Raw genomic sequence first — 26869 nt, 5'->3', positions numbered from 1 at the left:
AAACGGGAGAGGGGGACAATGAAGTGGGTTTATTTATGCGCTTCAACCTTTCCGAATGGGCCCTGCGCCACCGCAGCCTGATCGTCTACGCGATGCTGGTGCTCGCGTTGGCCGGCGCGATGTCGTACCTGCGCCTGGGCCGCAGCGAAGATCCGGCCTTTACCTTCAAAGTGATGGTGGTGCGCACGCTGTGGCCGGGCGCGACCGCCGAGGAAGTCTCGCGCCAGGTCACCGAGCGGATCGAGAAGAAGCTCATGGAGACCGGCGAGTACGAGTTCATCCGCTCGTACTCGCGCGCCGGCGAATCGCAGGTGATTTTCGCCGCGCGCGACTCGATGCACTCCGGCGACATCCAGCCGCTGTGGTATCAGGTGCGCAAGAAGATCGGCGACATCCGCCCGACCTTGCCCAGCGACGCCATCGGACCGTTCTTCAACGACGAATTCGGCGACACCTTCGGCAACATTTACGCGCTGACCGGCCCGGGTTTCGACTACGCCGTGCTCAAGGACTACGCCGAACGCGTCCAGCTCGCGCTGCAAGGGCAGCAGGACGTGGGCAAGATCGAACTGATCGGCGTGCAGGACGAAAAGATCTGGGTCGAGCTGTCGAACGTGAAGCTCTCCACCTTGGGGATTCCGGCCCAGGCGGTGCAGGACGCGTTGAATCAACAGAACGCGCTGGTCTCGGCCGGGTTCTTCGAGACGGCGTCGAGCCGGGTGCCGATCCGCGTTGGCGGGCAATTCACTTCGGTCGATCAGATCAAGCAATTCCCGATCCGGGTCGGCGACCGCACTTTCCGTTTGGGCGATGTGGCCGAAGTGCGGCGCGGCTTCTCCGATCCGCCGCAACCGCGCATGCGCTTCATGGGCGAGGACGCGATCGGCATCGGCGTGTCGATGAAGCAGGGCGGCGACATCCTCAAGCTCGGCAAGACCCTGGAAACCGAATTCTCCAACCTGCAGAAGACCCTGCCGGCGGGCATGCAACTGCGCAAGGTCGCCGATCAGCCGGCGGCGGTGGAAGAATCGGTCGGCGAGTTCGTGCGGGTGCTGGCCGAGGCGGTGGCGATCGTGCTGCTGGTGAGTTTCTTCTCGCTGGGCTTGCGCACCGGCCTGGTGGTGGCGCTGTCGATTCCGCTGGTGCTGGCGATGACCTTCGCGGTCATGGATTTCTTCGGCGTGGGCCTGCACAAGATTTCGCTGGGCGCGCTGGTGCTGGCGCTGGGTTTGCTGGTCGACGACGCGATCATCGCCGTTGAGATGATGGCGATCAAAATGGAGCAGGGCTTCGACCGCCTGCGCGCGGCCGCGTTCGCCTGGGACAGCACCGCGTTCCCGATGCTGACCGGCACCTTGATCACCGCGGCCGGCTTTCTGCCGATCGCGACCGCGGCGTCGAGCACCGGCGAATACACCCGCTCGTTGTTCCAGGTGGTGACCATCGCCTTGTGCGTGTCGTGGATCGCCGCGGTGGCGTTCATCCCGTTCCTGGGCGACAAGCTGCTGCCCGACCACGGCCACGCCGGCTTGCCCAAGCCCGGCTCGCTGGGCGCGCGCTGGCGCGACGCCCGCGCCGGTCTGGCCAAGCGCGTGCCGCTGTTGTCGAGCGTGATCGCGCCGAAGGAACCGGTGGACCATGCCCACGACCCTTACGAATCCAAGTTCTATGTGCGCTTCCGCGGCTGGGTGACCTGGTGCGTGCGCCGGCGCTGGCTGGTGATCGGCATCACCATCGCCGCGTTCGTCGGTTCGATCTTCCTGTTCCGCTTCGTGCCGCAGCAGTTCTTCCCCGACTCGGTGCGTCCGGAGCTGATGGTCGATATGGAACTGGCCGAAGGTTCGTCCCTGCGCCAGACCGCCGAGCAGGCCAAGCGGCTGGAAGCCTTGTTGAAGCAGCGCAAGGACTTGAACAACTACGTGGCCTACGTCGGCACCGGTTCACCGCGTTTCTATCTGCCGCTGGATCAACAACTGCCGGCGGCGAACTTCGCCCAGTTCGTGCTGATGCCCAAGACCTTGGCCGATCGCGAAGCGCTGCGCACCTGGATCATCCAGGACGTGGCCCCGCGCTTCCCCGAGCTGCAGTTGCGCGTGACCCGCCTGGAGAACGGCCCGCCGGTCGGCTATCCGGTGCAGTTCCGCGTCTCCGGCGAGCACATCGACGTGGTGCGCAAGTACGCCTACCAGGTGCGCGAGAAGATCCGCGCCAACCCGCACGTGGCCAACGTCAATCTGGATTGGGACGAGCCGAGCAAGGTGGTGCGCCTGCAGGTCGATCAAGAGCGCGCGCGCGCCTTGGGCATCACCTCGGCGCAGTTGTCGCAGTTCCTGTCCAGCTCGCTGTCGGGTTCGCACATCAGCACCTACCGCGAAAGCAATGAGCTGATCGAGATGCTGTTGCGCGGACCGGAGCAGGAGCGTTTGCAACTGGACATGCTCGGCAGCCTGATGGTCCCGACCAGCAGCGGCCGCAGCGTGCCGCTGACCCAGATCGCTACCCTGGAATACGGTTTCGAGGAAGGCATCATCTGGCACCGCGACCGCCTGCCGACCATGACCGTGCGCGCCGACATCTACGACGGCACCCAGCCGGCGTCGGTGATGGCGCAGATCTCGCCGACCCTGGACGGGCTGCGTTCGCAGCTGCCGTACGGTTATTCGATCGAGATCGGCGGCAGCGTCGAGGACTCCGCGCGCGGGCAGAAGTCGATCAACGCCGGCATGCCGCTGTTCCTGTTCGCGGTGTTCACGCTGCTGATGTTGCAGTTGCGCAGCTTCTCGCGCAGCTTCATGGTGCTGCTGACCGCGCCGCTGGGCTTGATCGGGGTGACCTTGTTCCTGCTGATCTTCCGGGTGCCGTTCGGGTTCGTGGCGATGCTGGGCACGATCGCGCTGGCGGGCATGATCATGCGCAACTCGGTAATTCTGGTCGATCAGATCGAGCAGGATCGCGGCGAAGGGCATGAGCCGTGGAAGGCGATCGTCGATGCGACGGTGCGGCGGTTCCGGCCGATCGTGTTGACCGCGCTGGCGGCGATCCTGGCGATGATTCCGTTGTCGCGCAGCGCGTTCTTCGGGCCGATGGCGGTGGCGATCATGGGCGGGTTGCTGGTGGCGACGGCGTTGACGTTGTTGTTCTTGCCGGCGTTGTATGCGGCTTGGTTTAAGGTCAAGGTGCCGGAAGAGGCCTGAGTAGGTCAGTTCCCTCTCCCGCTGGCGGGAGAGGGGCTAGAACGCGGCCATCTGACGATCATTTGTCGCCGAGCACCTTCTCGGCATCGACGATATCCACGCCCTGCATCTGCCCCAGCAGATCGTCGAACCACGGCTTGTGGGTGCGGCCGACGATCGACAGCACGCGCGCACCCGGCCGTTCGCGGAAGGTCGCCCGGATGTTGGCGACCATGCGCAGATTGCGGGTTTCCCAACCGGCGACGTACCACTGCGCAGGGCGATCGGGCGCGGTGTCGCGCATGCTGGCGCCGATATCGGCGTCGACGACCAAACGCAGGTTTTCGGCCCGATTCATCAGGCGGTACAGCGCCAGCATGTCGTTGGCCTTGGCCAGCGCGTTCTCGCGTTCGAACAACGGCGCCGTGCGCGCTTTCTGCGAATCCCACGCTTTCTGCAGCGCCGCGCCGAACGCGGCGTCGTCGGGGGCGGTGATGTTGTCGCCGGTGTGGTCGTCGATCGGATACAGCCTTTGCAGCCCCAGCCGCGCCGCCAGACGCGCGCCGATCTGATGGGATTCGCTGTTGAGTCCGCTGTATTTTTCCAATTGCGCGACCAACGCATCGTCCAGGCCTTCGCCGCTATGGCGTTCGCCGGCCGGCAACTGCAGCCACTGCACCAGCGCCGACTCGTCTTCGTTGGACGCCAGGAACAAGGCGGCCAGTCGACGCCGTTGCGCCGGCGTCGGCGCGGCCGGCCAATCGCGCAGGGTCTTGTGCACTTCGCCGATGGCGGCGGGTACGTCCAGGCCGGTGGCCTTGCGCGCGAGTTCGGTCGAAGCGCAAAAGCGATTGTCCTCGGGCTTGCCGTACACCACAGGATGGCGCGCCATCAGATCGCAGCTTTCGCCGGAAATGGACTCGACGGTGATGATCTGCGGCTTGAACGCGGCCAGGCGCTCGATCACCGGTTCCAGCGCTTCGGGCTTGAAGTCCTTGCCCAGACTGGACAGATGCATCGAACCCAGCACCAGCACCTGCGCGCGCGACCCGGCCATGCCGCGGTCGAGGTCGCTCAAGTCCACATGCGTTTGCGCCGCCGCAGCGCCGGCGCCGGCCCAGGCCGCCAACGTCAACGTCAACATCCATGCCGCCGATCGTTTCATGCTGCACCGCCGTCGGTGAGTGAGGCCCCACGATGGGGCGTCTGCCGACAGCATAGGACCGCCGTCCGATCTGCCGCCCATGACTTTTGTCAGGCCGGCGCGGCCTCGGCGATCAGTCGTGTTCGACCTGAAAGGCCAAGGTCGCTTCGACCGCCCGCTTCCAGCCGGCGTAGAGTTTCTCGCGCTGCGCTTGCAGCATCTGCGGTTCGAAACTGCGTTCGACCTGGCGTTGCCGCGCGATCTGCTCGCGGCTTTCCCAGAACCCGACCGCGAGCCCGGCCAGATACGCCGCGCCCAGGGCCGTGGTTTCGTTGACCTTGGGCCGGTTCACCGGCACGTTGAGGATGTCGGCCTGGAACTGGGCGGTGAAATCGTTGGCGATGGCGCCGCCGTCGGCGCGCAGCGCCTTGAGTTCGATGCCCGAGTCGGCCTGCATCGCGCTGAGCACGTCGCGGGTCTGGTAGGCCAGCGATTCCAGCACCGAGCGGATGAAATGCTCCTTGCTGGTGCCGCGGGTCAGGCCGAACATCGCGCCGCGCACGTCGCTGCGCCAGTATGGCGCGCCCAGGCCGACGAAGGCCGGTACGAAATACACGCCCTCGGTCGAACGCGCGCGTTCGGCATAGGCCTGCGAGTCGCCGGCCTTGCCGAGCATACGCAAGCCGTCGCGCAGCCACTGCACCGCCGAGCCGGCGACGAAGATGCTGCCTTCCAGCGCGTACTCGACCTTGCCGTCGACGCCCCAGGCGATGGTGGTGAGCAGGCCGTTGTCGGAACGCACCGCTTTCTCGCCGGTGTTCATCAGCAGGAAACAGCCGGTGCCGTAAGTGTTCTTGGCCATGCCGGCTTCGAAGCAGGCTTGGCCGAACAATGCGGCTTGTTGGTCGCCGGCGACGCCGCAGATCGGCACCGAATTGTTGAAGAAATGGCGCGCGCCGGTGTGGGCGTAGATTTCGCTGCTGGAGCGCACTTCCGGCAGCATCGAGGCCGGCACGTCGAGCATCTTCAAAAGCTCCGGACACCACTGGCGCTTGTGGATGTCGTACATCAGCGTGCGCGAGGCGTTGGAGTAGTCGGTGACGTGGGCCTTGTTCTCCGACAGGTTCCAGATCAGCCAGGTGTCGATGGTGCCGAACAGCAGGTCGCCGCGCTCGGCTTTCTCGCGCGCGCCTTCGACGTTGTCGAGAATCCACTTGACCTTGGTGCCGGAGAAATACGCGTCGATCAGCAGGCCGGTGCGCTCGCGCACCATGTCCTGGTAGCCTTCGGCCTTGAGCCGCTCGCAGATCTGCGCGGTCTGACGCGACTGCCACACGATCGCGTTGTGCACCGCCTGGCCGGTGTGGCGATCCCACACCACCGTGGTTTCGCGCTGGTTGGTGATGCCGATGCCGGCGATCTGCGAGGCGCTGATCTGGGCCTTGGTCATCACCTCGATGGCGGTGGTCTGCACGCTGGCGAGAATCTCGCGCGGATCGTGTTCGACCCAGCCCGGGCGCGGAAAGATCTGCTCGAATTCGCGCTGAGCCACCCCGACGATGCTGCCGTCGTGATCGAACAGCATGGCGCGCGAGCTGGTGGTGCCTTGGTCGATGGCGAGGATGTAGCGCTTGGTCATGGCGGCGGTGAGGGGCTTAGGAGTGAGTGGGGAGGAGTGAGGAGTGAGCGGGAGCCTTGGAGAGGCGCGGAGCGTGCCTTGACTCACTCCTCACTCCTCTGCGCTCACTTCTAGCCGTAAGCGGCTTGAAACGCGAACGCGCCCAACAACGCGCCGACGATCGGAGCGACCACCGGCACCCAAGCGTAACCCCAATCCGAGCCGCCCTTGCCGGCGATCGGCAGCAGCGCGTGGGCGATGCGCGGGCCGAGATCGCGGGCGGGATTGATCGCGTACCCGGTCGGGCCGCCCAGCGACATGCCGATCACCACCACCAACAGACCCACGCCGAGCGGGCCCATGCCCGGGGCGAGGGTGTTGGCGCCGATGGCGAGCGCGCCGAAGGTGAGGGCGAAGGTGCCGATGACTTCGGTGAGCACATTGGCCTTGGTGTCGCGGATCGCCGGCGAGGTGCAGAAGATCGCGCGCTTGAGTTCGGGATCGTCGCTGATCCGCCAGTGCGCCAGATAGGTCAGCCACACCAGGGTCGCGCCGAGGAACGCGCCGGCCACTTGCGCGGCCACGAAGCCGGGCACCACTGCCCAGGACAGCTTGCCGATCGAGGCCAGGGCGATGGTCAGCGCCGGGTTCATGATCGCGCCGCTGGTGGAGCCGGCGATGTAGATGCCGATCAACACCGCCAGGCCCCAGGCGGCGGTGATCACGCCCCAACCGGCGCCTTGCGCCTTGGATTTGTTGAGCAGCGCGCCGGCGACCACGCCGTTGCCGAGCAGGATCAGCATCGCGGTGGCGATGAACTCGCTGAGGTATTGGGTCATCGGTGTGGGCATTGCGATGGGACTCCCCGGGTGCGTGGTGGTTCTTATATGTTTTGTTTGTGGGTCTTTGTTCTTTGTGCTTCGTCTTTTTCTTTGGCTTTTGCGCTTGCCACCGAAAGCTCGACCGCTGCGTTCTTACCTATCGTCATTCGAAAGCTCGACAGCTGCGTTCTCACCTATCGTCATTCCCGCGAAGGCGGGAATCCAGCGACTTCAAACGTTCTCGCACGAAAGGCACTGGATGTTCGGCTCCGCCGAAGTAAAGCGGAGCCCGCCTTCGCGGGAATGACGGTAGGTGGGTGCGCTGTTGCCGGGGCAGTCGAGGCAGTCGAGACGGCCGAGACGATCGAGACGATCGAGACGATCGAGACGACCGAGCCCGAACTTGTGGAGCCGATGAAAGAAAACTCAAACGCCATCACTCGCCCTCCCCAACTTCCCCGCCACATACTCCTGCAACCTCCGCTGCCCCTGCGCATCGATCCGCAACCCCAACTTCGAACGCCGCCACAAAATGTCCTGCACCTCGCGCGCCCATTCGAAATCGATCAGGTAATCGACCTCGGCCGCATACAAATCCGAACCGAAGCACTCGCCCAGCTCTTCCAGATGCGAGCAGCTTTCGACGATCCGCAGCGCGCGGCTGCCGTAATTGCGGCACAGCCGGTAAGCCAAGGCATCGGGCAGCCACGGCCGGCGCAGGGTGAAATCCTCGTGGAAGGCTTCGAAATCCGCATTCGGCAGATCGCCGCCGGGCAGCGGCGCGCCACCCGTCCAGGCCGGACGCGGCGCGCCGAACAGCGGCGACAGCGTGTCGCAGGCCTCTTCGGCGAGTTTGCGCGAGGTGGTCAGCTTGCCGCCGAACACATTGAGCAAGGGCGCGCCGTCGCGATCGAGCGTCAACAGATAGTCGCGGGTGATTTCCGAGGCCTGGTCGCTGTCGTCGTCGAGCAAGGGGCGCACGCCGCTGTAGGTCCAGACCACGTCGTCGGGGCGGATCGCCTGCTTGAAATAGCGCGATGCGGCTTCGCACAGGTAGAGGATCTCGGCCTCATCGATGCGCGGCGCGGAAGGGTCGGCGCGGTAGTCGACATCGGTGGTGCCGATCAGGGTGTAGTCGTGTTCGTAGGGAATCGCGAACACGATCCGCCGGTCGGGCTGCTGGAAGATGTAAGCGTGGTCGTGATCGAACAGCTTGGGCACGACGATGTGGCTGCCCTTGATCAAACGCAAGTTGTGGCTGTGCTTGACCTGGGCGACGTCGTCCAGGAAACGTGCGGCCCAGGGGCCGGTTGCGTTGACCAGGGCGCGTGCGCGCACCGCGATCTGGGTGCCGTCGGCCTGACGCAACTGCGCCTGCCAATAGTCTTGGCCGCGCTCGGTCGAGACACAGGCGGTGCGGGTCAGCACGGTGGCGCCGCGTTCGGCGGCGTCCATGGCGTTGAGCACGCACAAGCGCGCGTCTTGCACCCAGGCGTCGGAATAGGCGAAGCCGCGGACGAAATCGTCCTGCAACGGCCGCCCGGCGATGTGCTTGCGCAGATTGACCGAGCGCGAACCCGGCAGGCCGCGTCCGCGCCGGCCGCCGAGGCGGTCGTACAGGAACAGGCCGATGCGGATCATCCAGGCCGGGCGCAGATGCGGCTGGTGCGGCAGCACGAAGCGCAGCGGCCAGATGATGTGCGGCGCCATCCGCAGCAGCCGCTTGCGTTCGGCCAGGGCCTTGCCGACCAGGGCGAACTCGAACTGCTCCAGATAGCGCAGCCCGCCGTGAATGAGTTTGGTGCTGGCGCTGGAGGTGTGCGAGGCGATGTCGTCGCGTTCGCACAACACCACCGACAGTCCGCGTCCGGCCGCGTCGCGCGCGATCGCCGCGCCGTTGATGCCGCCGCCTACGACCAGCAGGTCGGCCGTGAATACTTGCTCGGTCATGCGCTCCGCGTCTGGCTGCGGGCCGCGCGTCGCCGACCCAGGTTGCGTCAGGATGATGGCATAGCGTTACCAGTCGATTGTTGCCTGGGTTCACATCAATGGCGGGTGAGGGGGATGTGTCCGGGTCGGCAAAGCGCGGGCAAAAAAAATCCCGGCGCAGGGGCGTCGGGAAGGGGTACAGACTTACGGAGATCGTTACCGAACCCTTCTCCCGCTTGCGGGAGAAGGTGCCCGAAGGGCGGATGAGGGCGCGCGGGGTATCGGGGCCGGCGCGGGTGTTTGTGGGTCGCGTGCCCTCACCCCAACCCTCTCCCGCGAGCGGGGGCAAGAGCGCGGGAGTGTCTTAGTCGCGCAACTCCGCCACCTGACACGACAGCTCCAACCGCTTCAACACCGCCGCAGTCACCTCGGCTGTGGTCGCCGCCTGCCCGGCCGGGGCCAGATCCGCGGTCAGCACGCCCGCGTCGAGCACCGCCGACACCGCCTGTTCGACGCACTCGGCTTCCGCGTGCAAGCCCAGCGAATGCCGCAGCAACAGCGCCGCGCTGAGGATGGTGCCGCAGGGATTGGCGATGCCGCGGCCGGCGATGTCCGGCGCCGAGCCGTGGATCGGCTCGTACAGCCCGACCTTGCCTTCGCCCAACGACGCCGACGGCAGCAGGCCGAGCGAGCCGGCCAGCATCGAGGCTTCGTCGGTGAGGATGTCGCCGAACATGTTCTCGGTGACGATCACATCGAACGCGCGCGGCTTGGCGATCAAGTGCATGGCCATCGAATCGACCAGTTGATGCTCCAAGGTCACGTCGGGGAATTCCTCGCGCGCCACCCGGCCGGCCACTTCGCGCCACAGCCGCGAGGTCTCCAGCACATTGGCCTTGTCCACCGACACCACATGATTGCGTCGGCCGCGCGCCAGGCGGCAGGCGTGCCGGACCACGCGTTCGATCTCGGCCACGCTGTACTCGCACAAGTCGCTGGCCGCGTCGGCGCTGCGTTGTTTCTGGCCGAAATAGATGCCGCCGGTGAGTTCGCGCACCACGATCATGTCCACGCCGGCCAGCAGATGCGGCTTGATCGGCGAAGCGCCCAGGGTCGCGGCATGCGGCTGCACCGGGCGTAGATTGGCGTATAGGCCCAAGCCCTTGCGCAGCGCCAGCAGGCCTTGCTCCGGCCGGACCTTGGCCTTGGGATCGGACCACTTCGGCCCGCCGACCGCGCCCAGCAGCACCGCGTCGGCGCGCTGGCAGGCCTGCAACGTCGCCGCCGGCAGCGGCTCGCCGGTGGCGTCGATGGCGGCGCCGCCGATCAGATGATCGTGCAGCTCGAACTGGTGACCGTAGCGGCGTGCGACCGCGCGCAGCACTTCCACTGCGGCGTCGGTGACTTCCGGACCGATGCCGTCGCCTTTGAGCACGACGATGTCAGCGCGCATGAGGTTGCTCCTGTTGGGGGTTGAGCGCCGCGACGCGGCGTTGTTCGAACTGATGGATGGATTCGAGTTGGCGCAGCAGATAACCGAGTTGGTCCACGCCCTCGATCAGGCAGGTCTGGGCGAAGGCGTCGAGCGGGAATTGCACGGCGCGGCCATCGGGCAGATGCAGAGTGCGGGTGCGCACGTCCACCCGCAGCTCGATGCCCGGACGGTCGAGCAATTCGTCGAGCAATTCCTGTTCGACCACGATCGGCAACAAACCGTTCTTGAGCGAGTTGCTGCGGAAGATGTCGGCGATCTCGCTGCTGATCACCGCGCGCAGGCCCAGATCGGTCAGCGCCCACGGCGCGTGTTCGCGCGAGGAGCCGCAGCCGAAGTTGCGCCCGGCCACCAGGATCGCCGCGCCGGCGTTCTCGGGCTTGTTGAGTTCGAACGCCGGGTTGGGCGAGCCGTCGGCGAGGTAACGCCAGTCGTTGAAGGCGAAGCGGCCCAGACCCTTGCGCTCGGTGGTGGTGAGAAAACGCGCCGGGATGATCTGGTCGGTGTCGATGTTGCGTTCGCGCAGGACCGCGGTGCGCGAGATCAGTTCGACGAAGCCGCTGTCGTTGGACGCGGAGTGAGCGGACGCGGACATTACGCGACCTCCTTGACGGTGTTGAGGTAATCGCGCGGATCCACCACATGCCCTGCGACCGCGCAGGCGGCCGCGGTCAGCGGCGAGGCCAGCAGCGTGCGCGAGCCCTTGCCCTGGCGGCCTTCGAAATTGCGGTTGCTGGTGGACACGGCCAATTGGCCCGGGCCGACCAGATCGCCGTTCATGGCGATGCACATCGAGCAACCCGGTTCGCGCCATTCCGCGCCGGCCGCGCGCACCACCGCATCGATGCCCTCGGCCTCGGCGTCGCGCTTGACCTGCTCCGAGCCGGGCACCACCAGCATGCGCACGCGCGGATGCACGTGGCGGCCGCGCAGCACTTCGGCGGCCTGGCGCAGATCGGACAGACGCGAATTAGTGCAACTGCCGACGAACACCACATCGACCGGACGCCCGGCCATCGGCGCGCCGGCATCGAAGCCCATGTACGCCAGCGCTTTGGCCTGGTCGGCGTCGGAGGCCTGCGGCAGACGCGCGTCGACGGCCGCGACCTGGCCGGGATGGGTGCCCCAGGTCAGGGTCGGCTTGATCTTGCTCGCGTCGATACGCACTTGCCGGTCGAACACCGCGCCGTCGTCGCTCTTGAACTCGCTCCAGCGCGCGACCGCGCGATCCCAGTCGGCGCCGCGCGGTGCGCGCGGGGTCTTGGCCAGGTAGTCGAAGGTGATCTGGTCCGGCGCGATCAGGCCGGCGCGCGCGCCGGCTTCGATCGACATATTGCAGACGGTCATGCGTTCGTCCATCGACAGCGCGCGCACGGTCGAGCCGCGGTACTCGATGACGTGGCCGGTGCCGCCGTTGACGCCGATCTCGCCGATCACGTGCAGGATCAGATCCTTGGCGCCGACGCCGGGCGCGAGCTCGCCTTCGATGTCGATCGCCAGGGTCTTGGGCCGGCGCTGCAGCAGGCACTGGGTGGCCAACACGTGGCCGACTTCGCTGGTGCCGATGCCGAAAGCCAGCGCGCCGAAGGCGCCGTGGGTGGCGGTGTGGCTGTCGCCGCAGACGATGGTCTGGCCGGGTTGGGTCAGGCCGAGTTCCGGGCCGATCACGTGGACGATGCCGCGGTGGGCGCTGTCGAAATCGAACAGCTCGATGCCGTGGCGCTCGCAATTGCGGCGCAGCGTGGCGACCTGATTTTCGGCTTCGGCGGTGTAGTAGGGCAGACGGCCGTCGGCGTCGGCGGGCAGGGTCGGGGTGGAGTGATCGAGCGTCCCCTTGGTCAGATCCGGCCGGCGCGGCGACAGGCCGCGCGCTTCCAGCTCGGCGAAGGCTTGCGGGGTGGTGACTTCGTGGATCAGGTGCAGGTCGATGTAGAGCACCGCGGGCGCGGCGTCGCTTTCGGGCGATACCAGGTGCGCGTTCCAGAGTTTTTCGAACAGGGTGGTGGGTGTAGTCATGATTCGTATGAGTTCGCTTTGGCTTTTGGCTTGAGCTGCTGTTGTTTTGGCTTTAGCCCTTCTCCCGCTGGCGGGAGAAGGGTTGGGATGAGGGCGCTTTTGCTTTGTTGTTCACGGCGATCTCGCGCCCTCACCCCAACCCCTCTCCCGCAAGCGGGAGAGGGGCTTTGTCAGGCGGTGGCGCTGAGTTTCTGCGGCGTGTGCTGGGTGCGGTGCACGCGGTTCGCCACTTCCAACCACGCCAACGCACTGGCCTCGATGATGTCGGTGCTGGTGCCCGAGCCGGTCAGCTCGACGCCGCCGAAGCGCGCGGTGACGCTGGCCTGGCCCTGGGCGTCGTCGCCGGTGGTCACGCTGGAGACGTTGTAGCTGTCGATGCTCGGGGCCACGCCGGTCGCGCGCGCCAGCGCTTCGAACAAGGCGTGCACCGGGCCGTCGCCGACCGCGGCTTCGCTGACCGTGACGCCGTCCGGATCGACCAGTTGCACGCTCGCCGTCGGCATACTGCCGTCGGATACGCCTGTGCTGACGTGGGCGCGCACCAACCGATAGCCGCGCACCGCTTTAGCATCGGCGCCCAGCACCAGCGATTCCAGATCGGCGTCGAACACTTCGCGCTTCTTCTCGGCCAAGGCCTTGAAGCTGGCGAACACCGCGTTCAAACGCGCTTCGTCCAGGCTGAAACCCAGCGCCTGCAGGCGATCGTTCAAGGCCGCGCGGCCGCTGTGGCGGCCCATCACCATCTGCGATTGCGCCCAGCCCACGTCCTCGGGATTCATGATCTCGTAGGTGCCGCGGTGCTTGAGCATGCCGTGCTGGTGGATGCCGGACTCGTGCGCGAACGCGTTCTGACCGACGATGGCCTTGTTGCGCTGGACCACCATGCCGGTGATGCGCGAGAGCAGGCGCGAGGTCGGCACCAGCCGGCGGGTGTCGATGCGGGTGCTGGCGTTGTAATAGGCGTTGCGCACGCGCAGCGCCATCACCAGCTCTTCCAGCGCGCAGTTGCCGGCGCGCTCGCCGATGCCGTTGATGGTGCACTCGACCTGACGCGCGCCGCCTTCGATCGCGGCCAGGCTGTTGGCCACCGCCAGGCCCAGGTCGTTGTGGCAGTGGGCGCTGAAGATCGCCTTGTCGGCGCCCTTGACGTTGGCGCGCAGGTATTCGAACAGCGCGCGGATCTCGCTCGGGGTGGTGTAGCCGACGGTGTCGGGAATGTTCAGGGTGCGGGCGCCGGCGGCGACCGCGGCGCTGCAGATTTCGGCCAGGTAATCGTGCTCGGTGCGCAGCGCGTCTTCGCAGGAGAACTCGACGTCGTCGACGTAACGGCGCGCCTGTTCGACCGCGGCGACCGCGCGTTCCAGCACCTGCTGCTTGTCCAGATTGAGCTTGTGCTGGCGGTGCAACGGGCTGGTGGAAATGAACACGTGGATGCGCGGCTTGGCCGCGCCTTCCAGCGCGCGCGCGCAGGATTCGATGTCGCCGGGATGGCAGCGCGCCAGGGTCGCCAGGGTGGAGCCGCGCACTTCGCGCACGATCGCGCGGGTGCCTTCCAGGTCGGCTTCGGAACTGGCCGGGAATCCGGCTTCGATCACGTCCACGCCGAGCTCGGACAAGGCATGGGCGAAGCGCAGCTTCTGCGTCGCGGTCATGCTGCAGCCGGGCGATTGTTCGCCGTCGCGCAGACTGGTGTCGAAAATGGTGACGTGCTGGGGCGCGTCGGCGATCTGCGTGACGGGCGCAGTACCTACCGGGCCGGGCGAGTCGTTCATGCGGGGATTTCCTCGGTTACAACGTGATGCGGAGATGTGGGTGCGAAACGGGACGAAGGCGCCACCGCCGGCGAGGCCGACGGCTCGCGACTAAGGTTGGCGAGCCCGACGTTGGCGAGTCTGTAAATGTCCGCCTCGATGGCGGGGCTGTCCGACGGCGCGCCTTCGCGCACGCGCCGACGCGGGCGCCGCGGCGCGCGCGGACGCACTTCCGACAGCAGCCGCGCGAGCACGCCGGCATCCAGGTTGCCGCCGGACACCACCGCGCATTTGCGCTTGGCGGCGATGCGGCGGCCGGCGGCCAACGCCAGCGCACCGGCGCCCTCGGCGATGATGTGTTCTTCCAGCGCCAGCCGCACCAGGGTTTCGCGCAGCTCGGCTTCGCGCACGATCACTACATCGTCCAGCAAGGTGCTCAGCACGCGTTCGGTCAGACGGCCGGGGTCTTTCACCCGCACGCCGTCGGCCAGGGTCGCGGCCGGTTCGATCAGGCGGCGGTCGCCGCGCAGCGCGCGCGCCATCGAGTCCACGCCTTCGACCTGCGCGCCGATCACCCGCACGCGTTTGGCCGCGGCCGAACCCGACAGCAGCTCCGACTTCAACGCCAAGGCGACGCCGGCCGCCAGACCGCCGCCGCCGATCGGCACCAGCACCACGTCGGGCGCGAACGCGGCCAGTTCCAGCGCGACCGTGCCTTGGCCGGCGATCACATCGGGATCGTCGAACGCCGACAGCAGGCGGTAGTCGTGTTGCTGCGCCAGTTCGATGGCGAAGGCCTTGGCTTCATCGTAGGTGTCGCCGTGCAGGCGAACGGTGGCGCCCCAGTGGGCGACGCCGGCGATCTTGGTTTGCGGCGCGCAGCGCGGCATCACCGTGATCGCGTTGACGCCCAGGCGGTACGCCGCCCAGGCCAGGCCTTGCGCGTGGTTGCCGGCGGAGGCGGCGATCACGGTGCGGTGATCGCCGCGTTCGCGCGCGGCCAGCAGCGCGTTCAAGGCGCCGCGCACTTTGTACGAACCGGTGCGCTGCAGGTTCTCCAACTTCAGCCAGCAGCCGAACCGTTCGGCATGGTGCAGCGGCGTGGGTTCCAGATAGCGGCGCAGCCGCGCCTGCGCCGCCAACAGATCGGCGGCGCTCACTTGTGCGGTCGCGCGGGCTACGTCGCCGTCCATGATCAGACTGCGGTCAGCCAGCAGGCGTAAGCCGCTTCCTGCCCGCGCACCACCCGGCCGTACAGCGCCGACAGTTCGCGCGTCACCGGGTTGTCGCCGAATTCGCGGCGGTCGAGCACGGCGATCTCGCAGGCTTCCGCGGCGGTGCCGCAGACGAAGACTTCGTCCGCGTCCAGCAGCTCGTGCAAGGTCACCTCGCGCGACTGCGCGCCCGACAGCGCGATCATGGTGTCGCGGGTGATGCCCGGCAGCGCGTCGCGATGGTCGACCGAGGTGACCGCGCCGTTCTTGACCATGAACACGTTGGCGCCGGTGCACTCCACGACATAACCCTTGTCGTCGGTGAACAGGGCTTCGTCGAAGCCGCGCTGCTTGGCTTCGCGCTTGGCCAGGATCGAGTTGACGTAGGCGCCCGACAGTTTCAGCGGCGGCAGCGAGGTGGCCGGATTGCGCTTCCACGGCGACACGGTCAAACGCGTGCGCGCGCCGCCCAGGTGCACGACCTTGGCCATGGTGGCGATCATCAGGTGCTGGGTCAGCGGATCGACATCCAGACCGATGGTGCCGGTGCCCATCCAGGTCAGCGGGCGGATGTAGGCATCGCGATGGCCGTTGGCGCGCAGCGTGGCCAGGGTGGCCTGGGTCGCGCGTTCGACGTCGAAGTCGATGCCGAACATGTCCGCGCCCTTGCGCATGCGCTCCATGTGCTCGGGCAGACGGAACACCGCCGCGCCGCCGTCGGCGGTGGCGTAGCTGCGGATGCCTTCGAACACGGCGGTGCCGTAGTGCATGGCGTGGGTGGTCAGCGGCGCTTCCGGGGCGTCGGTGTCGATGAAGTGGCCGTCGAACCAGATCACCGGCTTTTGCTGGGCCGCGGGCACTTCGGCGCTGCGGCTGGGCGCCTGCGCGCGTTCGCGCACCGCGGCGGCGTGCGCCGGCGCTTGGGCGTGTTCGGGGCGTTCCAGAAGTTCGGTAGTCAGCTGCATGGCGAGACCTCAACGGCAAGACAGTCGTAAAGCTTGGCGAGTTGGCTTTGCAGCGCGGTATCGGCGCGATCGCCTTCCACCGTCATGCGCAAATGCCAGCGATCGCCGTCGGGTTGCGCTTCGCCGTCCACCGACAGGGGACGGAAACCGCGGCGTTCGGCGGCGCCCAGTACGCGAGCCAGCGCGCCTTCGGCTTGGCGCAGGGTCAGTTCAAGCTGGTATCGCATGGGCGTCCTCCTTGTCGGCGGTGGTGGGGGGCGTCAGGCTGACGATCGCATCGGCGTCGCCGGCCTCGGGGTCGAGCATTTGCGCGTTGTTGTGGTTGGGCGGAACCAGCGGCCAGACGTTGGCGGCTTGGTCGATGGCCACGTGCAGCAGCACCGGGCCGGGGGTTTGCAGCATGTAGTCCAGCGCTTCTTCGACCGAATCGGCGCGGTCCACGTACATCGCCTTGATCCCGAACGCCGCGGCCAGCGCGCAGAAATCCGGGTTGTCGGACAGATCGATTTCCGAATAGCGGCGTTCGAAGAACAGTTCCTGCCACTGCCGGACCATGCCCAGGGCCTGGTTGTCGAGCAGTACGATCTTCACCGGCAGGCGATAGCGCGCGATCGTCGCCAGCTCCTGCACGTTCATCAGGAACGAGCCGTCGCCGCTGACGCAGATCACCTGCGCGTCGGCGTTTTCCAACTGCGCGCCCAGCGCGGCCGGCACGCCGAAACCCATCGCGCCCAGCGCGCCGCTGGTCAGGTGCTTGCGCGGGTTGTCGAAGCGCCAGTGCTGGGCGACCCACATCTGATGCTGGCCGACATCGCACGAGACGATCGCTTCCGGCGCCAGTTCCGACAGACGCTTGAGCAGCGCCGGCGCGTACACGGTTTCGCCGGGCGCGTCGTAACGCGGGCTGCAATCGCGCTTGCGTTGCAGGCAGGTGTCGCGCCAGGCGCGGCGGGCGGCGCCGTTGCGGGCCTGCAGTTGCGCGGTGACCGGCGGGGTCAGCGCATCCAGCGAGCGGCGCAGGCAACCGTTGACCGCGGCATCGGCGTAACGCAGCTTGCCGATCTCGCAGGCGTCCAGATCCATGTGCACGACCCGCGCGTTCGGCGCGAACTCGGCCAGCTTGCCGGTGGCGCGGTCGTCGAAACGCGCGCCGACCACGATCAGCAGATCGCATTCCTGCACCGACAGATTGGCCGCGCGGTTGCCGTGCATGCCCAGCATGCCCAGATTCAGCGTGTGCTCGGCCGGCAACGCGCCCAGGCCTTTCAGCGTCAGCACCGCCGGAATCTGGCTGCCTTCGACGAAGGCGCGGAACGATTCGACCGCATCGCCCAGACTGATGCCGCCGCCGCCGTAGATCAGCGGCTTCTTGGCGTGGGCGATCAAGGCCGCGGCTTCGTGATAGGCCGCATCGGCCGCGGCCGGCACCGGATCGGTCGGCAACGGCGCGTGCGCGGGCAGATGCGAGGCATCGGCGTTTTGCACGTCCTTGGGCAGATCGATCAACACCGGGCCCGGACGGCCCGAGCGCGCCAGACGGAAGGCTTCGGCGACCATGCCGGGCAGGTCGTCGACCTTGCGCGCCAGAAAGCTGTGTTTGACGATCGGCATGGTCATGCCGAACACGTCCAGTTCCTGGAACGCGTCGGTGCCCATCAGGCTGGTCGCCACTTGCCCGGTGATCGCCAACATCGGCACCGAATCCAGCATCGCGTCGGCGATGCCGGTGACCAGGTTGGATGCGCCGGGACCGGAGGTCGCTACGCACACGCCGACTCGCCCGCTGGCACGGGCGTAGCCGTTGGCCGCGAAAGCCGCGCCTTGCTCGTGGCGGACCAGAATGTGTTTCAGGTCCGAGCCGTGCAGGGCATCGTAGAAAGGCATGATCGTGCCGCCCGGATAACCGAACAACACGTCCACGCCTTCTGCGGCCAGTGCTTGCACCAGCCAGCGGGCACCGTTCATCAGGCAGCCTCTTCCTGTCGTTCGCCGCGTGTGGCGGCGGGAGCGGCGGTCTGCGCCTTGGGCGCGTTGTCCAGCCACTTCATGTTGGCGCGCAGCTTCTTGCCGACCGCTTCGATCGGGTGCTCCAGATCGCCTTGCTTGAGCGCCTTGTAGTTGGCGTTGCCGGCCGCGTATTCGGCGATCCACTGCTTGGCGAAGGTGCCGTCCTGGATTTCGGTCAGCACTTTGCGCATCTGCGCCTTGGTGTGGTCGTCGACGATGTAGGTGCCGCGGGTCAGTGCGCCGTACTGCGCGGTTTCGCTGATGAACTCGTGCATGCGGGTGACGCCGCCTTCGTAGAACAGGTCGACGATCAGCTTCAGTTCGTGCAGGCATTCGTAGTAGGCGACTTCCGGCTGATAACCGGCTTCGACCAGGGTTTCCCAACCGGCCTGGACCAGCTTGGTCGCGCCGCCGCACAGCACGGCCTGTTCGCCGAACAGATCGGTTTCGGTCTCTTCCTTGAAGGTGGTCTTGATCGCGTTCTGACGCGCGCCGCCGATGCCGCCGCAGTAGGTCAGGGCGAATTCTTCGGCGCGGCCGGTCTTGTCCTGGTGCACGGCGTAGACGCTGGGCACGCCGCGGCCGATTTCGTATTCGCGGCGGACCAGCGCGCCCGGACCCTTCGGCGCGACCAGCACCACGTCCAGGTCGGCGCGCGGCGCGATCTGGCCGTAATGCACGTTGAAGCCGTGCGCGAACAGCAGGCAGGCGCCTTGCTTGATGTTGGGTTCGATCACGTCGCGGTACAGCTGCGGCTGGACCATGTCCGGGGTCAGCACCGCCACCAGTTCGGCTTCGGCGACCGCTTCGGCCGGGGTCTTGACGGTGAAGCCATCGGCTTTGGCCTTCAGCTCAGTCGGGCCGCCCGGACGCAGGCCGACGGTGACGTCGAAACCGGAATCGCGAAGGTTGAGAGCGTGGGCGCGGCCTTGGCTGCCGTAACCGACTACGGCGATCTTGGGGCGGGAGGTTGCTGCGGTCATGTCTGTGGTCTCGGGAGGGGAGCAGGAATGGGTGGAGAGGAGTGAGTGGAGAGGAGTGAGGAGTGAGTGCGTGAAGCGGCGGTTTGGGATCAGGCGGGTTCGGTTGCGGGTTCTTGAATGAGCGTGGCTTCGATCTTTTTGCCGGGCGGCGATTGCAGCGGGCCGGGCGCGGTGACCGCGCCTTGCGAGGCCGAGCCGACCACGCGCGCGTACTTGGCCAACACGCCGGTGGTCACCCGCGGCGCGATCCGCGCCGGTTCGCGCGCGGACAGATCGGCGGCGACTTCCAACTTGCGGGTCTTGACGTCGATGCTGACCTTGTCGCCTTCGCGCAGCCGCGCGATCGGGCCGCCGTGCGCGGCTTCCGGCGAGATGTGGCCGACCATGAAACCGTGGGTGGCGCCGCTGAAGCGGCCGTCGGTGATCAGGGCGACATCGTTGCTCAAGCCCTGGCCGACCAGCGCGGCGGTGACCGCCAGCATTTCGCGCATGCCCGGGCCGCCGGTGGGGCCTTCGAAGCGGATCACCACCACGTCCCCGGCGTTGATCTTGCGCGCCTGCACCGCGGCGAAGGCGGCTTCTTCCGAATCGAACACCCGCGCCGGGCCTTCGAAATGTTCGCGGCCGTGGCCGGCCAGCTTGAGGATGCAGCCTTCCGGGGCGAGGTTGCCGTAGATGATCGAGTAGCCGCCGCGCGGTTTGATCGGGTTGGCGACCGGGCGCACGACGTCTTGTTCGTCGGCCATCGTGGCGTCGGCCAGTTCCTGAAAAAAGGAACGGCCGGTGACCGTGGGAATATCCTCGATCAGACCGGCCGTCTTCAGCTCGCGCGCCACCAGCGCCGCGCCGCCGAATTCGAACATTTCCGCGGCGGTGTATCGGCCGCCGGGTTTCAGGTCGGCGATGACCGGGGTATGCGCGGCGGCTTCGAATTCTTCCAGATCGAACGCGGCGCCGGCTTCGTGGGCGATCGCCAGCAGATGCAGCGCGGCGTTGGTCGAGCCGGCGGTGGCCGAGACCGCGCGCGCGGCGTTGCGCAGCGAGGCCGGGGTCAGCAGCGAGCGCGCGTTGGGGCCGCCGTCGCGCAGTTGCTTCATCACCAACTCGCCGCACAGGCGCGCGGCTTCGGGTTTGTCGGGATGGATCGCGGGGATGTCGTTGTAGCCCAGCGGCGACAGGCCCAGGAAGGTCAGCACCATCGCCATGGTGTTGGCGGTGAACTGGCCGCCGCAGGCGCCGGCGCCGGGGCAGGCGTGCGATTCGATCCGGTGCAGTTCGGCGTCGTCGATGCGACCGGCCGAATGCGCGCCGACCGCTTCGAACACGTCTTGCACGGTCAGCGGCTTGTCGTCGCTCTGGCCTTTCTTCGACGGGCAATGGCCCGGCATGATCGTGCCGCCGTACAGGATCACGGTCGGGATATCCAGGCGCGCGGCGGCCATCGCCGCGGCGGGGATGGTCTTGTCGCAGCCGACCAGCAGCACCATCGCGTCCAGGCAATGGCCGGACACCGCCAGCTCGATCGAGTCGGCGATGGTTTCGCGCGAAGCCAGCGAGGCGCGCATGCCGTCGCTGCCCATGGCGATGCCGTCGGTGACGGCGATGGTGTTGAACTCGATCGGCGTGCCGCCGCCGTCGTGGATGCCTTGGCGCACGTGCTGGGCCAGATCGCGCAAGGTGATGTTGCACGGCGAGACGTCCGACCAGGTGTGGACGACGGCGACCAGCGGTCTGGCGATGGCCGCGTCGTCCAGGCCGGTGGCGCGCAGCATCGCGCGCGCGGGGGCTCGGGACGGGCCTTGCTTGATGGCGTTGCTTCTCACGAACGATGGTTCCTTGGCTGCGATCCTTCGCAGTGCCCGCACGTCCGCGTGCGGTGTTTTCAGGAACCCAGGGCCGTAAAACGAAAAACCCCGCGCCTTTTGGGCGCGGGGTTCAGGTTCTTTCGACCTTGGGTTGTGTGGTTTTCTACACGAACCCGACTCCCGCGCTGGTAAGCGAGGTAATAAGTACGAGGACGAGAATAATCGTGGCGATCGCGGGTGCGACTCGGAGCAGCTTGGCGCGCGCGGCGTCGTTCGAGGCCTGGGCGGCCTGGAGCGAGGTCGGCTTGCGGTGGTTGCTGCGCTGCGTCATGGGGTCGAGAAGAACATGCCTGTTTGGGGCTTGTCAATAGTTTCCCTTAAAACAATCGCAAGCCGCCTACGTCGTCACAACGACGTTGGCGGCGCCGTTGCTGTTCCCCCCCTTTGAAAAAGGGGGCAGGGGGGATTTGCTCTTGCTGTTGCTTGGCGAACAGCAAAGGCTCAAATCCCCCGCGCCCGCTTCGCGGTCGCTGCCCCCTTTTCTAAAGGGGGCGATGGTGGGGCGTCTTCCGACTGCTGGTAGCCGCTGCCGTTGCTGTTCCCCCCTTTGAAAAAGGGGGGCAGGGGGGGATTTGCTCTTGCTGTTGCTTGGCGAACAGCAAAAGCTCAAATCCCCCGCGCCCGCTTCGCGGTCGCTGCCTCCTTTTCTAAAGGGGGCGACTCTCGTCGCGCGCGATCCTTAGATGGTCGCAAGCCGATCGGCCTCGGCGCCCGCCAGCAAACGCTCGCGCAAGGCCGGGTAATCGTCCGCCAACGGCTCCGCCGAAGCCGGCCGCGCCAGCGATTCGGCCAACGCCGGCGGCGGTTCTACCGAATGCCCCACCAGCGGCTCGACGATGCTTTCGAACTTGGCCGGATGCGCGGTCGCCACCACCGCCCACGGCCGTTCGTCGCCCTGCGCGCGCAAGGTCTCCAGCAGATGCAAACCGGTTGCGGTGTGCGGACACGGCACGATCCCATGCCGCTCCGGCGCGGTGCGGATGACGGCGCGAATGGTGGCGTCGTCGATGCTGCGGGCACTCGTCGCCGTGCGCAGTTCGGCATCATCGCGGTGCCAATAACGCAAGCGCTCGAAGTTGCTCGGCGCGCCGACGTCCATGGCGTTGGCCAGAGTGGCGCGGGTCGGCTGCGCGGCGTAGTCGGCGCCGGCGAAGTAGCGCGGCAAGGTGTCGTTGGCGTTGGTGGCCAAGCGGATCTCGCCGATCGGCAGGCCCATGCGCTTGGCCACGAACGCGGCGCAGGCGTTGCCGAGGTTGCCGGTGGGAACGATGAAGTTCAGCGGCTCGCCGCGCTGGGCGTAATGGCGGCTGGCGGCGTGGGCGTAGTACGCCGCTTGCGGCAGCAGCCGGCCCAGGCTGATGCTGTTGGCCGTACTCAGTGGGCGCTGCGCGCGCAGCGCCTGGTCGGACAAGGCTTGTTTGGCCAGCCGCTGACAGGCGTCGAAATCGCCGTCCACGCGCAACGCTTGCACGTTGTCGCCCCAGCAGCCCAGCCCATGCGCTTGCCGCGGCGAAACCCGGCCGTCGGGATACAGGATCACCACTTCGAATCCGGCCCGGCGATGGAACGCGGCGGCGACCGCGGCGCCGGTGTCGCCGGAAGTGGCGACCAGGATCGTGGTCGGCGGCGCGGATTCATCGCGCAGTCCGGCCAAGGCTTCGGCGAGGAAACGCGCGGCGTAGTCCTTGAACGCGGCGGTGGGGCCGTGGAACAACTCCAACAGCCAATCGTCGGGTTGCGACAGCGGCCGCAGCGGCGCATCGAAGGAGAACGCGCGCGCGCAGATCGCGCCCAGCCGGTCGCGCAACGCGGAGCGCTCGAAGTAGGGCGCCAAGACCGCGTGCGCGGTGGCATGCAGCGATTCGCCGGCGAGCGGTTGCGGCAACGCGGGGAATGTTTCGGGCACGTACAAACCGCCGTCGGGCGCCAAACCAGCCGATAAGGCCTGGTCGATCGCGGTGGGCGGCGTGTGCCCGCGGGTACTGAGGAAGTTCATGCGAAGGCTCGAAGAGGGGGAGGGCAGGGTGAAGTGCGATCACTCGGTGCCGATCGTTTCCGCGCGCGGCCCCGCTACCGGGGTCACGTAAGCGCGCGAATCGAATCCGGCCTCGGCGAACGCGATCCGCATCGCCGCCGCCGCGACTTGCGCCTCGACCTTGGAGGCGAACCAGGCGAAACAACTCGGCCCGGCGCCGGAAATGCTCGCGCCGAGCGCGCCGTGTTCCAGCGCCGCGGCCTTGACCTGGGCGAAGCCGGGAATCAGCGGCGCGCGCCGCGGTTCCACCAGCAGGTCGATCAATCCTTCGCGCAGCAGTTGCGCGTCGCCGCGTTGCAGGCCGGTCAGGAACAAGGCCAGGTGTGCGCTTTGCTTGACCACTTGCGACAACGGATACGGATCGGCGAGCACCGCGCGGGCGCGGCGGGTTTCCAGTACTTGATCGGGATGCACCACGGCCGCGTACAGCCAATCGGGCACCGACAACGGGATCATCCGGGTGGAGGTAGCCATGACCACGCCGCCGAGCAACATCGGCGCGACGTTGTCGCCGTGGCGGCTGCCGCTGGAGACCGATTCGCCGTCGAGCGCGAATTCGTACAACTCCTCGCGCGACAGCGGCTGCGCGAGCAAGGCGTTGGCCGCGACCAAGGCCGCCACGCAAGACGCGGCCGAACCGCCGAGCCCGGAGCCCAGGGCGATGCCCTTGTCCAATTCCAGCTCGAACCCGTAGCTCAGCCCGAGTTTGTCGCGCAGGCTGATCAGCGCCTGTCCGGCGGTGTTGCGCGCGGCTTGCAGCGGCAGCGAGTCCGCGCCGGGCACGTCGCCGCGGATGGCGCGGATGCGCACGGTCGGCTCATCGATGCGCCGGACCGTGGCGACATCGCGCGGGCCGTCGATCGAATGCCCGAGCACGTCGAAACCGACGCCGATGTTGCCGACGCTGGCCGGCGCGAATGCGCGCGCCTGCCGCGGCGCGGCGCCGCTGTGGTGGCTGGAACTGATGGAAGAAGAAGGCGACGCTGCGCTCATGCGCGGGCTCCGAGGGTTTGCGCGATCGTCAGCAGGTCGCCGAACACGCCGGCGGCGGTCACGTCCGGACCCGCTCCGGGCCCCTGCACGACCAGCGGATTATCCGCGTAACGGCGGGTGCGGAACTGGATCAGGTTGTCGGTCAGCGCGCCGTGCAAGGCCGCGTGGCCGGGCGGCGGCGAGACCACGCCGACGCTGGCATGGCCGTCGCGGTCGAGCCGGGCCAGATAGCGCAGGCTCAGTCCGGCCGCACGCGCGGCGTCGAAACGCTGTTGCAGCGGCGCATCGAGTTCGTGCAGGCGTTCGAAGAATTCGTCCTTGGACACTTCGCGCAAGGCTTCGGGCACCAGGCTTTCGACCTGGATCTGCTCCAGCGACAAGGCGCGGCCGGCTTCGCGCGCCAGGATCACCAGTTTGCGCGCGACGTCGGTGCCGGACAGGTCGTCGCGCGGGTCGGGCTCGGTGTAGCCCAGCGCATGCGCTTCGCGCACCAGTTCGGAGAACGCGGTGCGGCCGTCGTAACGGTTGAACAGCCAGGCCAGGGTGCCCGACAGGATGCCTTCGACCTCGGTCAGTTCATCGCCGGTGTCGAGCAGCGAGCGCAAGGTCTGGATCACCGGCAGGCCGGCGCCGACGGTAGCTTCGTAGCGGAACTGGCCGCCGTTGCGCGAGGCTTCGCGGATGGCTTCGTAACGTTCCAGCGGGCCGGCGCCGGCGTGTTTGCTCGGGGTGACCACGTGGATGCCGGCGGCGATCCACTCCGGGTAGTACGCGGCGACCGCATCGCTGCCGCTGCAATCCACGATCAGCGCGTGCGGGATGTGTTCGGCGCGAACGTGCGCGGCGAAGCGTTCCAGATCCAGAGCTTCGGCCTCGGCGGCGAAGTGTTCGCCGGCCTGGTCGAACGCCATCGCCCGCGGCGCCAGATGCATGCGCCGGCTGTCGGCGAGCGCGCGCAGGCGCAGGTCGAGTTGCCGCTGCGGGCGCGCGTCGCGCTGCAGGCGCGGTTGCGCCGCGGCCAACTGCGCCAGCAGCGCGCGGCCGACCTTGCCCGGGCCGATCAGGCCGATCGAAATGCATTGCGGCGACAGCCAGAACGCCGAGTGCGCGGCGCGCAAGGCGCGGGTGGCGTCGCGCGCGGCGATCGCCACGGAGATGTTGCGTTCGCCCGCGCCCTGGGCGATCGCGCGCAGGTTCACCCGCGCCTTGGCCAGGCCGTCGAACAACTGCGCGGCCACGCCGGGCAGGCCGACCATGCCGTCGCCGACCGCGGCGAGCACGCAGATGTCCGGGGTCACGGTGACGTGCTGGGTCTGGCCGTCGGCCATCGCTTCGGCGAACGCGGCGACGATCGCATCGCGTCCGCGCGCGGCTTGATCGGCGCGGACCACGCAGCAGATCGAATGCTCGGAGGAACCTTGCGAAATCATCGTCACCGACACGCCGGCGCCACGCAGCGCGCCGAACAGACGTTCGGCCGCGCCGGGCACGCCGACCATGCCGTTGCCGACCAGTTCCAGCACGGCCAGATCGTGGACCAGGCTCAATCCCTTGACCGGCATGCCGTCGGCTTGCGGGCGCAGGCTGATCAGCGTGCCCGGCGCGCGCGGATTGCGGGTGTTGCGGATGCGCAGCGGAATGCCGCGCTGCTGCACCGGCGCCAGGGTCTGCGGATGCAGCACTTTGGCGCCGAAATAGGCCAGTTCGCAGGCTTCGGCGTAGGACATCGACGGCAGGCAGACCGCGTCGGGCACCAGCCGCGGATCGGCCGAGAGCACGCCGTCGACGTCGGTCCAGATGGTCAGCTCGTCGGCGTCGAACAAGTTGGCGAAGATCGCCGCGGAGTAGTCGCTGCCGTTGCGGCCCAGGGTGGTGTCGCGGCCCTGCGCGTCGCGGGCGACGAAGCCGGTGACGATCACATCGCGGCCGTTGTGGTGTTTGCGCCACTGCGCCAGATTCTCGCGGCTGCGTGCCCAATCCACGCCGACGCCCATTTCGCCCGGATGCACCACCAGTACCTCGCGCGCGTCCAGCCGCGTCCAGCCCGCGGCGTGGCCGCCTAGCGCGGCGTGCATGAGGTGGGAGGAGAACACTTCGCCCAAGCCGGGCAGGGCGGCGGCGAAGGCGTCGTCGGCGCGCGCCGGCAGGCTGGCCAGCGCTTCGCGCAGGCCGGCGAATTCGGCTTCGATCGCCTCGACCGTGCCGTGGCGCAGATGCGGGTCGAGCGATTGCGCGGTGTCCAGATGGCGCTTGCGCAGCGCGGCCCAGGCCGGCGCCCAGTCCTGGCCGTCGCCGGCGGCGGCGACTAATGCGACCAGGGCGTCGGTGACGCCCTGCATCGCCGAGACCACGGCCACGCGTTCGCGCGAGCCGTCGTCGAGCAGGCCGACCGCGACCCGGTAACGGTCGGCGTCGGCGAGGCTGCTGCCGCCGAATTTGTGCGTGTGGCGGGCGGGCGCGACCGGTTCGGCCGCTACGGGCGCGTCGAGATCGCAGGCTTGGGGTTCTTCGGCCACGGCCGCGTCGGGCTGGGCGTCGAAAGCGGCTTGGGGTGGGGCGGACGACATGGGAGGCTCCTGATGGAGCTCCGCGTTCCGACTCGGTTGCGGCGACCAGCCCGCACCCGGATCGGGTGCGGAGCGGCGTGGTCTGTTAGCTGGACACGCCCGTCCGCACCCCTGTAGGAGTGGTACCGGTACCAGTGGTGGTAATCGACATCGCCGATACGATCGATACCCGGCCGGAGGCCAGGGACGATGTGTTGCGGACGGTGGCGAAGGCGGGGTGCATGGATTAGCAATAACCCGCCGTTGTGCGGCGCGTCAAGAGGGGGCGCGAAAATTTGCGCAGGGCGCCGGCGGGG

18 protein-coding genes are annotated in these 26869 nt (G+C 67.7%); 1 reads left to right on the top strand and 17 read right to left on the bottom strand.

Annotated elements, in window-relative coordinates; genetic code table 11:
- The first annotated feature begins 35 nt into the window (after positions 1-35).
- Positions 36-3194: an efflux RND transporter permease subunit gene (locus tag V7787_RS27595; protein ID WP_336090518.1), complete on the top strand. Its 3159-nt coding sequence runs from the start codon at positions 36-38 to the stop codon at positions 3192-3194.
- Positions 3195-3252: 58 nt separating this feature from the next.
- Here the strand turns inward: V7787_RS27595 and V7787_RS27590 are convergent, their stop codons facing one another.
- The 17 genes from V7787_RS27590 to thrA form a co-directional block, all read right to left on the bottom strand.
- Positions 3253-4338, bottom strand: coding sequence for a DUF5694 domain-containing protein (locus tag V7787_RS27590; RefSeq protein WP_336090517.1), 1086 nt, complete (start codon positions 4336-4338; stop codon positions 3253-3255).
- A gap of 112 nt (positions 4339-4450) precedes the next feature.
- Positions 4451-5956: a glycerol kinase GlpK gene (glpK, locus tag V7787_RS27585; RefSeq protein ID WP_336090516.1), complete on the bottom strand. Its 1506-nt coding sequence runs from the start codon at positions 5954-5956 to the stop codon at positions 4451-4453.
- A gap of 110 nt (positions 5957-6066) precedes the next feature.
- Positions 6067-6786: an MIP/aquaporin family protein gene (locus tag V7787_RS27580; RefSeq protein WP_336090514.1), complete on the bottom strand. Its 720-nt coding sequence runs from the start codon at positions 6784-6786 to the stop codon at positions 6067-6069.
- A gap of 396 nt (positions 6787-7182) precedes the next feature.
- Positions 7183-8706 carry a glycerol-3-phosphate dehydrogenase gene (glpD, locus tag V7787_RS27575; RefSeq protein WP_336090513.1) on the bottom strand — a complete coding sequence of 508 codons (1524 nt, stop codon included), beginning with the start codon at positions 8704-8706 and terminating at the stop codon, positions 7183-7185.
- Positions 8707-9049: 343 nt separating this feature from the next.
- Positions 9050-10138, bottom strand: coding sequence for a 3-isopropylmalate dehydrogenase (leuB, locus tag V7787_RS27570; protein WP_336090512.1), 1089 nt, complete (start codon positions 10136-10138; stop codon positions 9050-9052).
- A complete protein-coding gene (gene leuD / locus V7787_RS27565; protein WP_336090511.1) occupies positions 10128-10772 on the bottom strand; it encodes a 3-isopropylmalate dehydratase small subunit in 645 nt (214 codons plus the stop codon). Before leuD ends, leuB begins: the two co-directional genes overlap by 11 nt.
- Entirely contained in the window at positions 10772-12193 is a 1422-nt protein-coding gene (gene leuC / locus V7787_RS27560) for a 3-isopropylmalate dehydratase large subunit (protein WP_336090510.1), read from the bottom strand. The genes leuD and leuC overlap by 1 nt, the downstream gene beginning before the upstream one ends.
- Positions 12194-12363: 170 nt before the next feature.
- The gene (locus V7787_RS27555) at positions 12364-13965 is read right to left on the bottom strand and encodes a 2-isopropylmalate synthase (protein ID WP_336090509.1); all 1602 of its coding nucleotides are present in this window, start codon (positions 13963-13965) and stop codon (positions 12364-12366) included.
- Positions 13962-15137 carry a threonine dehydratase gene (locus tag V7787_RS27550; protein ID WP_336090508.1) on the bottom strand — a complete coding sequence of 392 codons (1176 nt, stop codon included), beginning with the start codon at positions 15135-15137 and terminating at the stop codon, positions 13962-13964. Before V7787_RS27550 ends, V7787_RS27555 begins: the two co-directional genes overlap by 4 nt.
- A gap of 2 nt (positions 15138-15139) precedes the next feature.
- On the bottom strand, positions 15140-16123 hold the full coding sequence (locus tag V7787_RS27545) for an aminotransferase class IV (RefSeq protein ID WP_336090506.1): 984 nt from the start codon (positions 16121-16123) through the stop codon (positions 15140-15142).
- Positions 16114-16350, bottom strand: a complete 237-nt coding sequence (locus tag V7787_RS27540; protein ID WP_036111253.1) for an ACT domain-containing protein — start codon at positions 16348-16350, stop codon at positions 16114-16116. The genes V7787_RS27545 and V7787_RS27540 overlap by 10 nt, the downstream gene beginning before the upstream one ends.
- Positions 16334-18088: an acetolactate synthase 2 catalytic subunit gene (gene ilvG / locus V7787_RS27535; protein WP_336090503.1), complete on the bottom strand. Its 1755-nt coding sequence runs from the start codon at positions 18086-18088 to the stop codon at positions 16334-16336. Before ilvG ends, V7787_RS27540 begins: the two co-directional genes overlap by 17 nt.
- The gene (gene ilvC / locus V7787_RS27530) at positions 18088-19113 is read right to left on the bottom strand and encodes a ketol-acid reductoisomerase (RefSeq protein WP_336090502.1); all 1026 of its coding nucleotides are present in this window, start codon (positions 19111-19113) and stop codon (positions 18088-18090) included. The genes ilvG and ilvC overlap by 1 nt, the downstream gene beginning before the upstream one ends.
- A gap of 89 nt (positions 19114-19202) precedes the next feature.
- Entirely contained in the window at positions 19203-20936 is a 1734-nt protein-coding gene (gene ilvD, locus V7787_RS27525) for a dihydroxy-acid dehydratase (RefSeq protein ID WP_336090501.1), read from the bottom strand.
- Between the two features lie 721 nt (positions 20937-21657).
- A complete protein-coding gene (gene thrC / locus V7787_RS27520; RefSeq protein WP_336090500.1) occupies positions 21658-22974 on the bottom strand; it encodes a threonine synthase in 1317 nt (438 codons plus the stop codon).
- A gap of 39 nt (positions 22975-23013) precedes the next feature.
- Entirely contained in the window at positions 23014-24006 is a 993-nt protein-coding gene (locus V7787_RS27515) for a homoserine kinase (RefSeq protein ID WP_336090499.1), read from the bottom strand.
- Positions 24003-26573, bottom strand: coding sequence for a bifunctional aspartate kinase/homoserine dehydrogenase I (gene thrA, locus V7787_RS27510; protein WP_336090498.1), 2571 nt, complete (start codon positions 26571-26573; stop codon positions 24003-24005). Before thrA ends, V7787_RS27515 begins: the two co-directional genes overlap by 4 nt.
- Positions 26574-26869: the final 296 nt, after the last annotated feature.

This window comes from Pseudomonas sp. CGJS7, from assembly GCF_036961695.1.
This window is presented reverse-complemented; position numbering and strand designations above follow the sequence as displayed.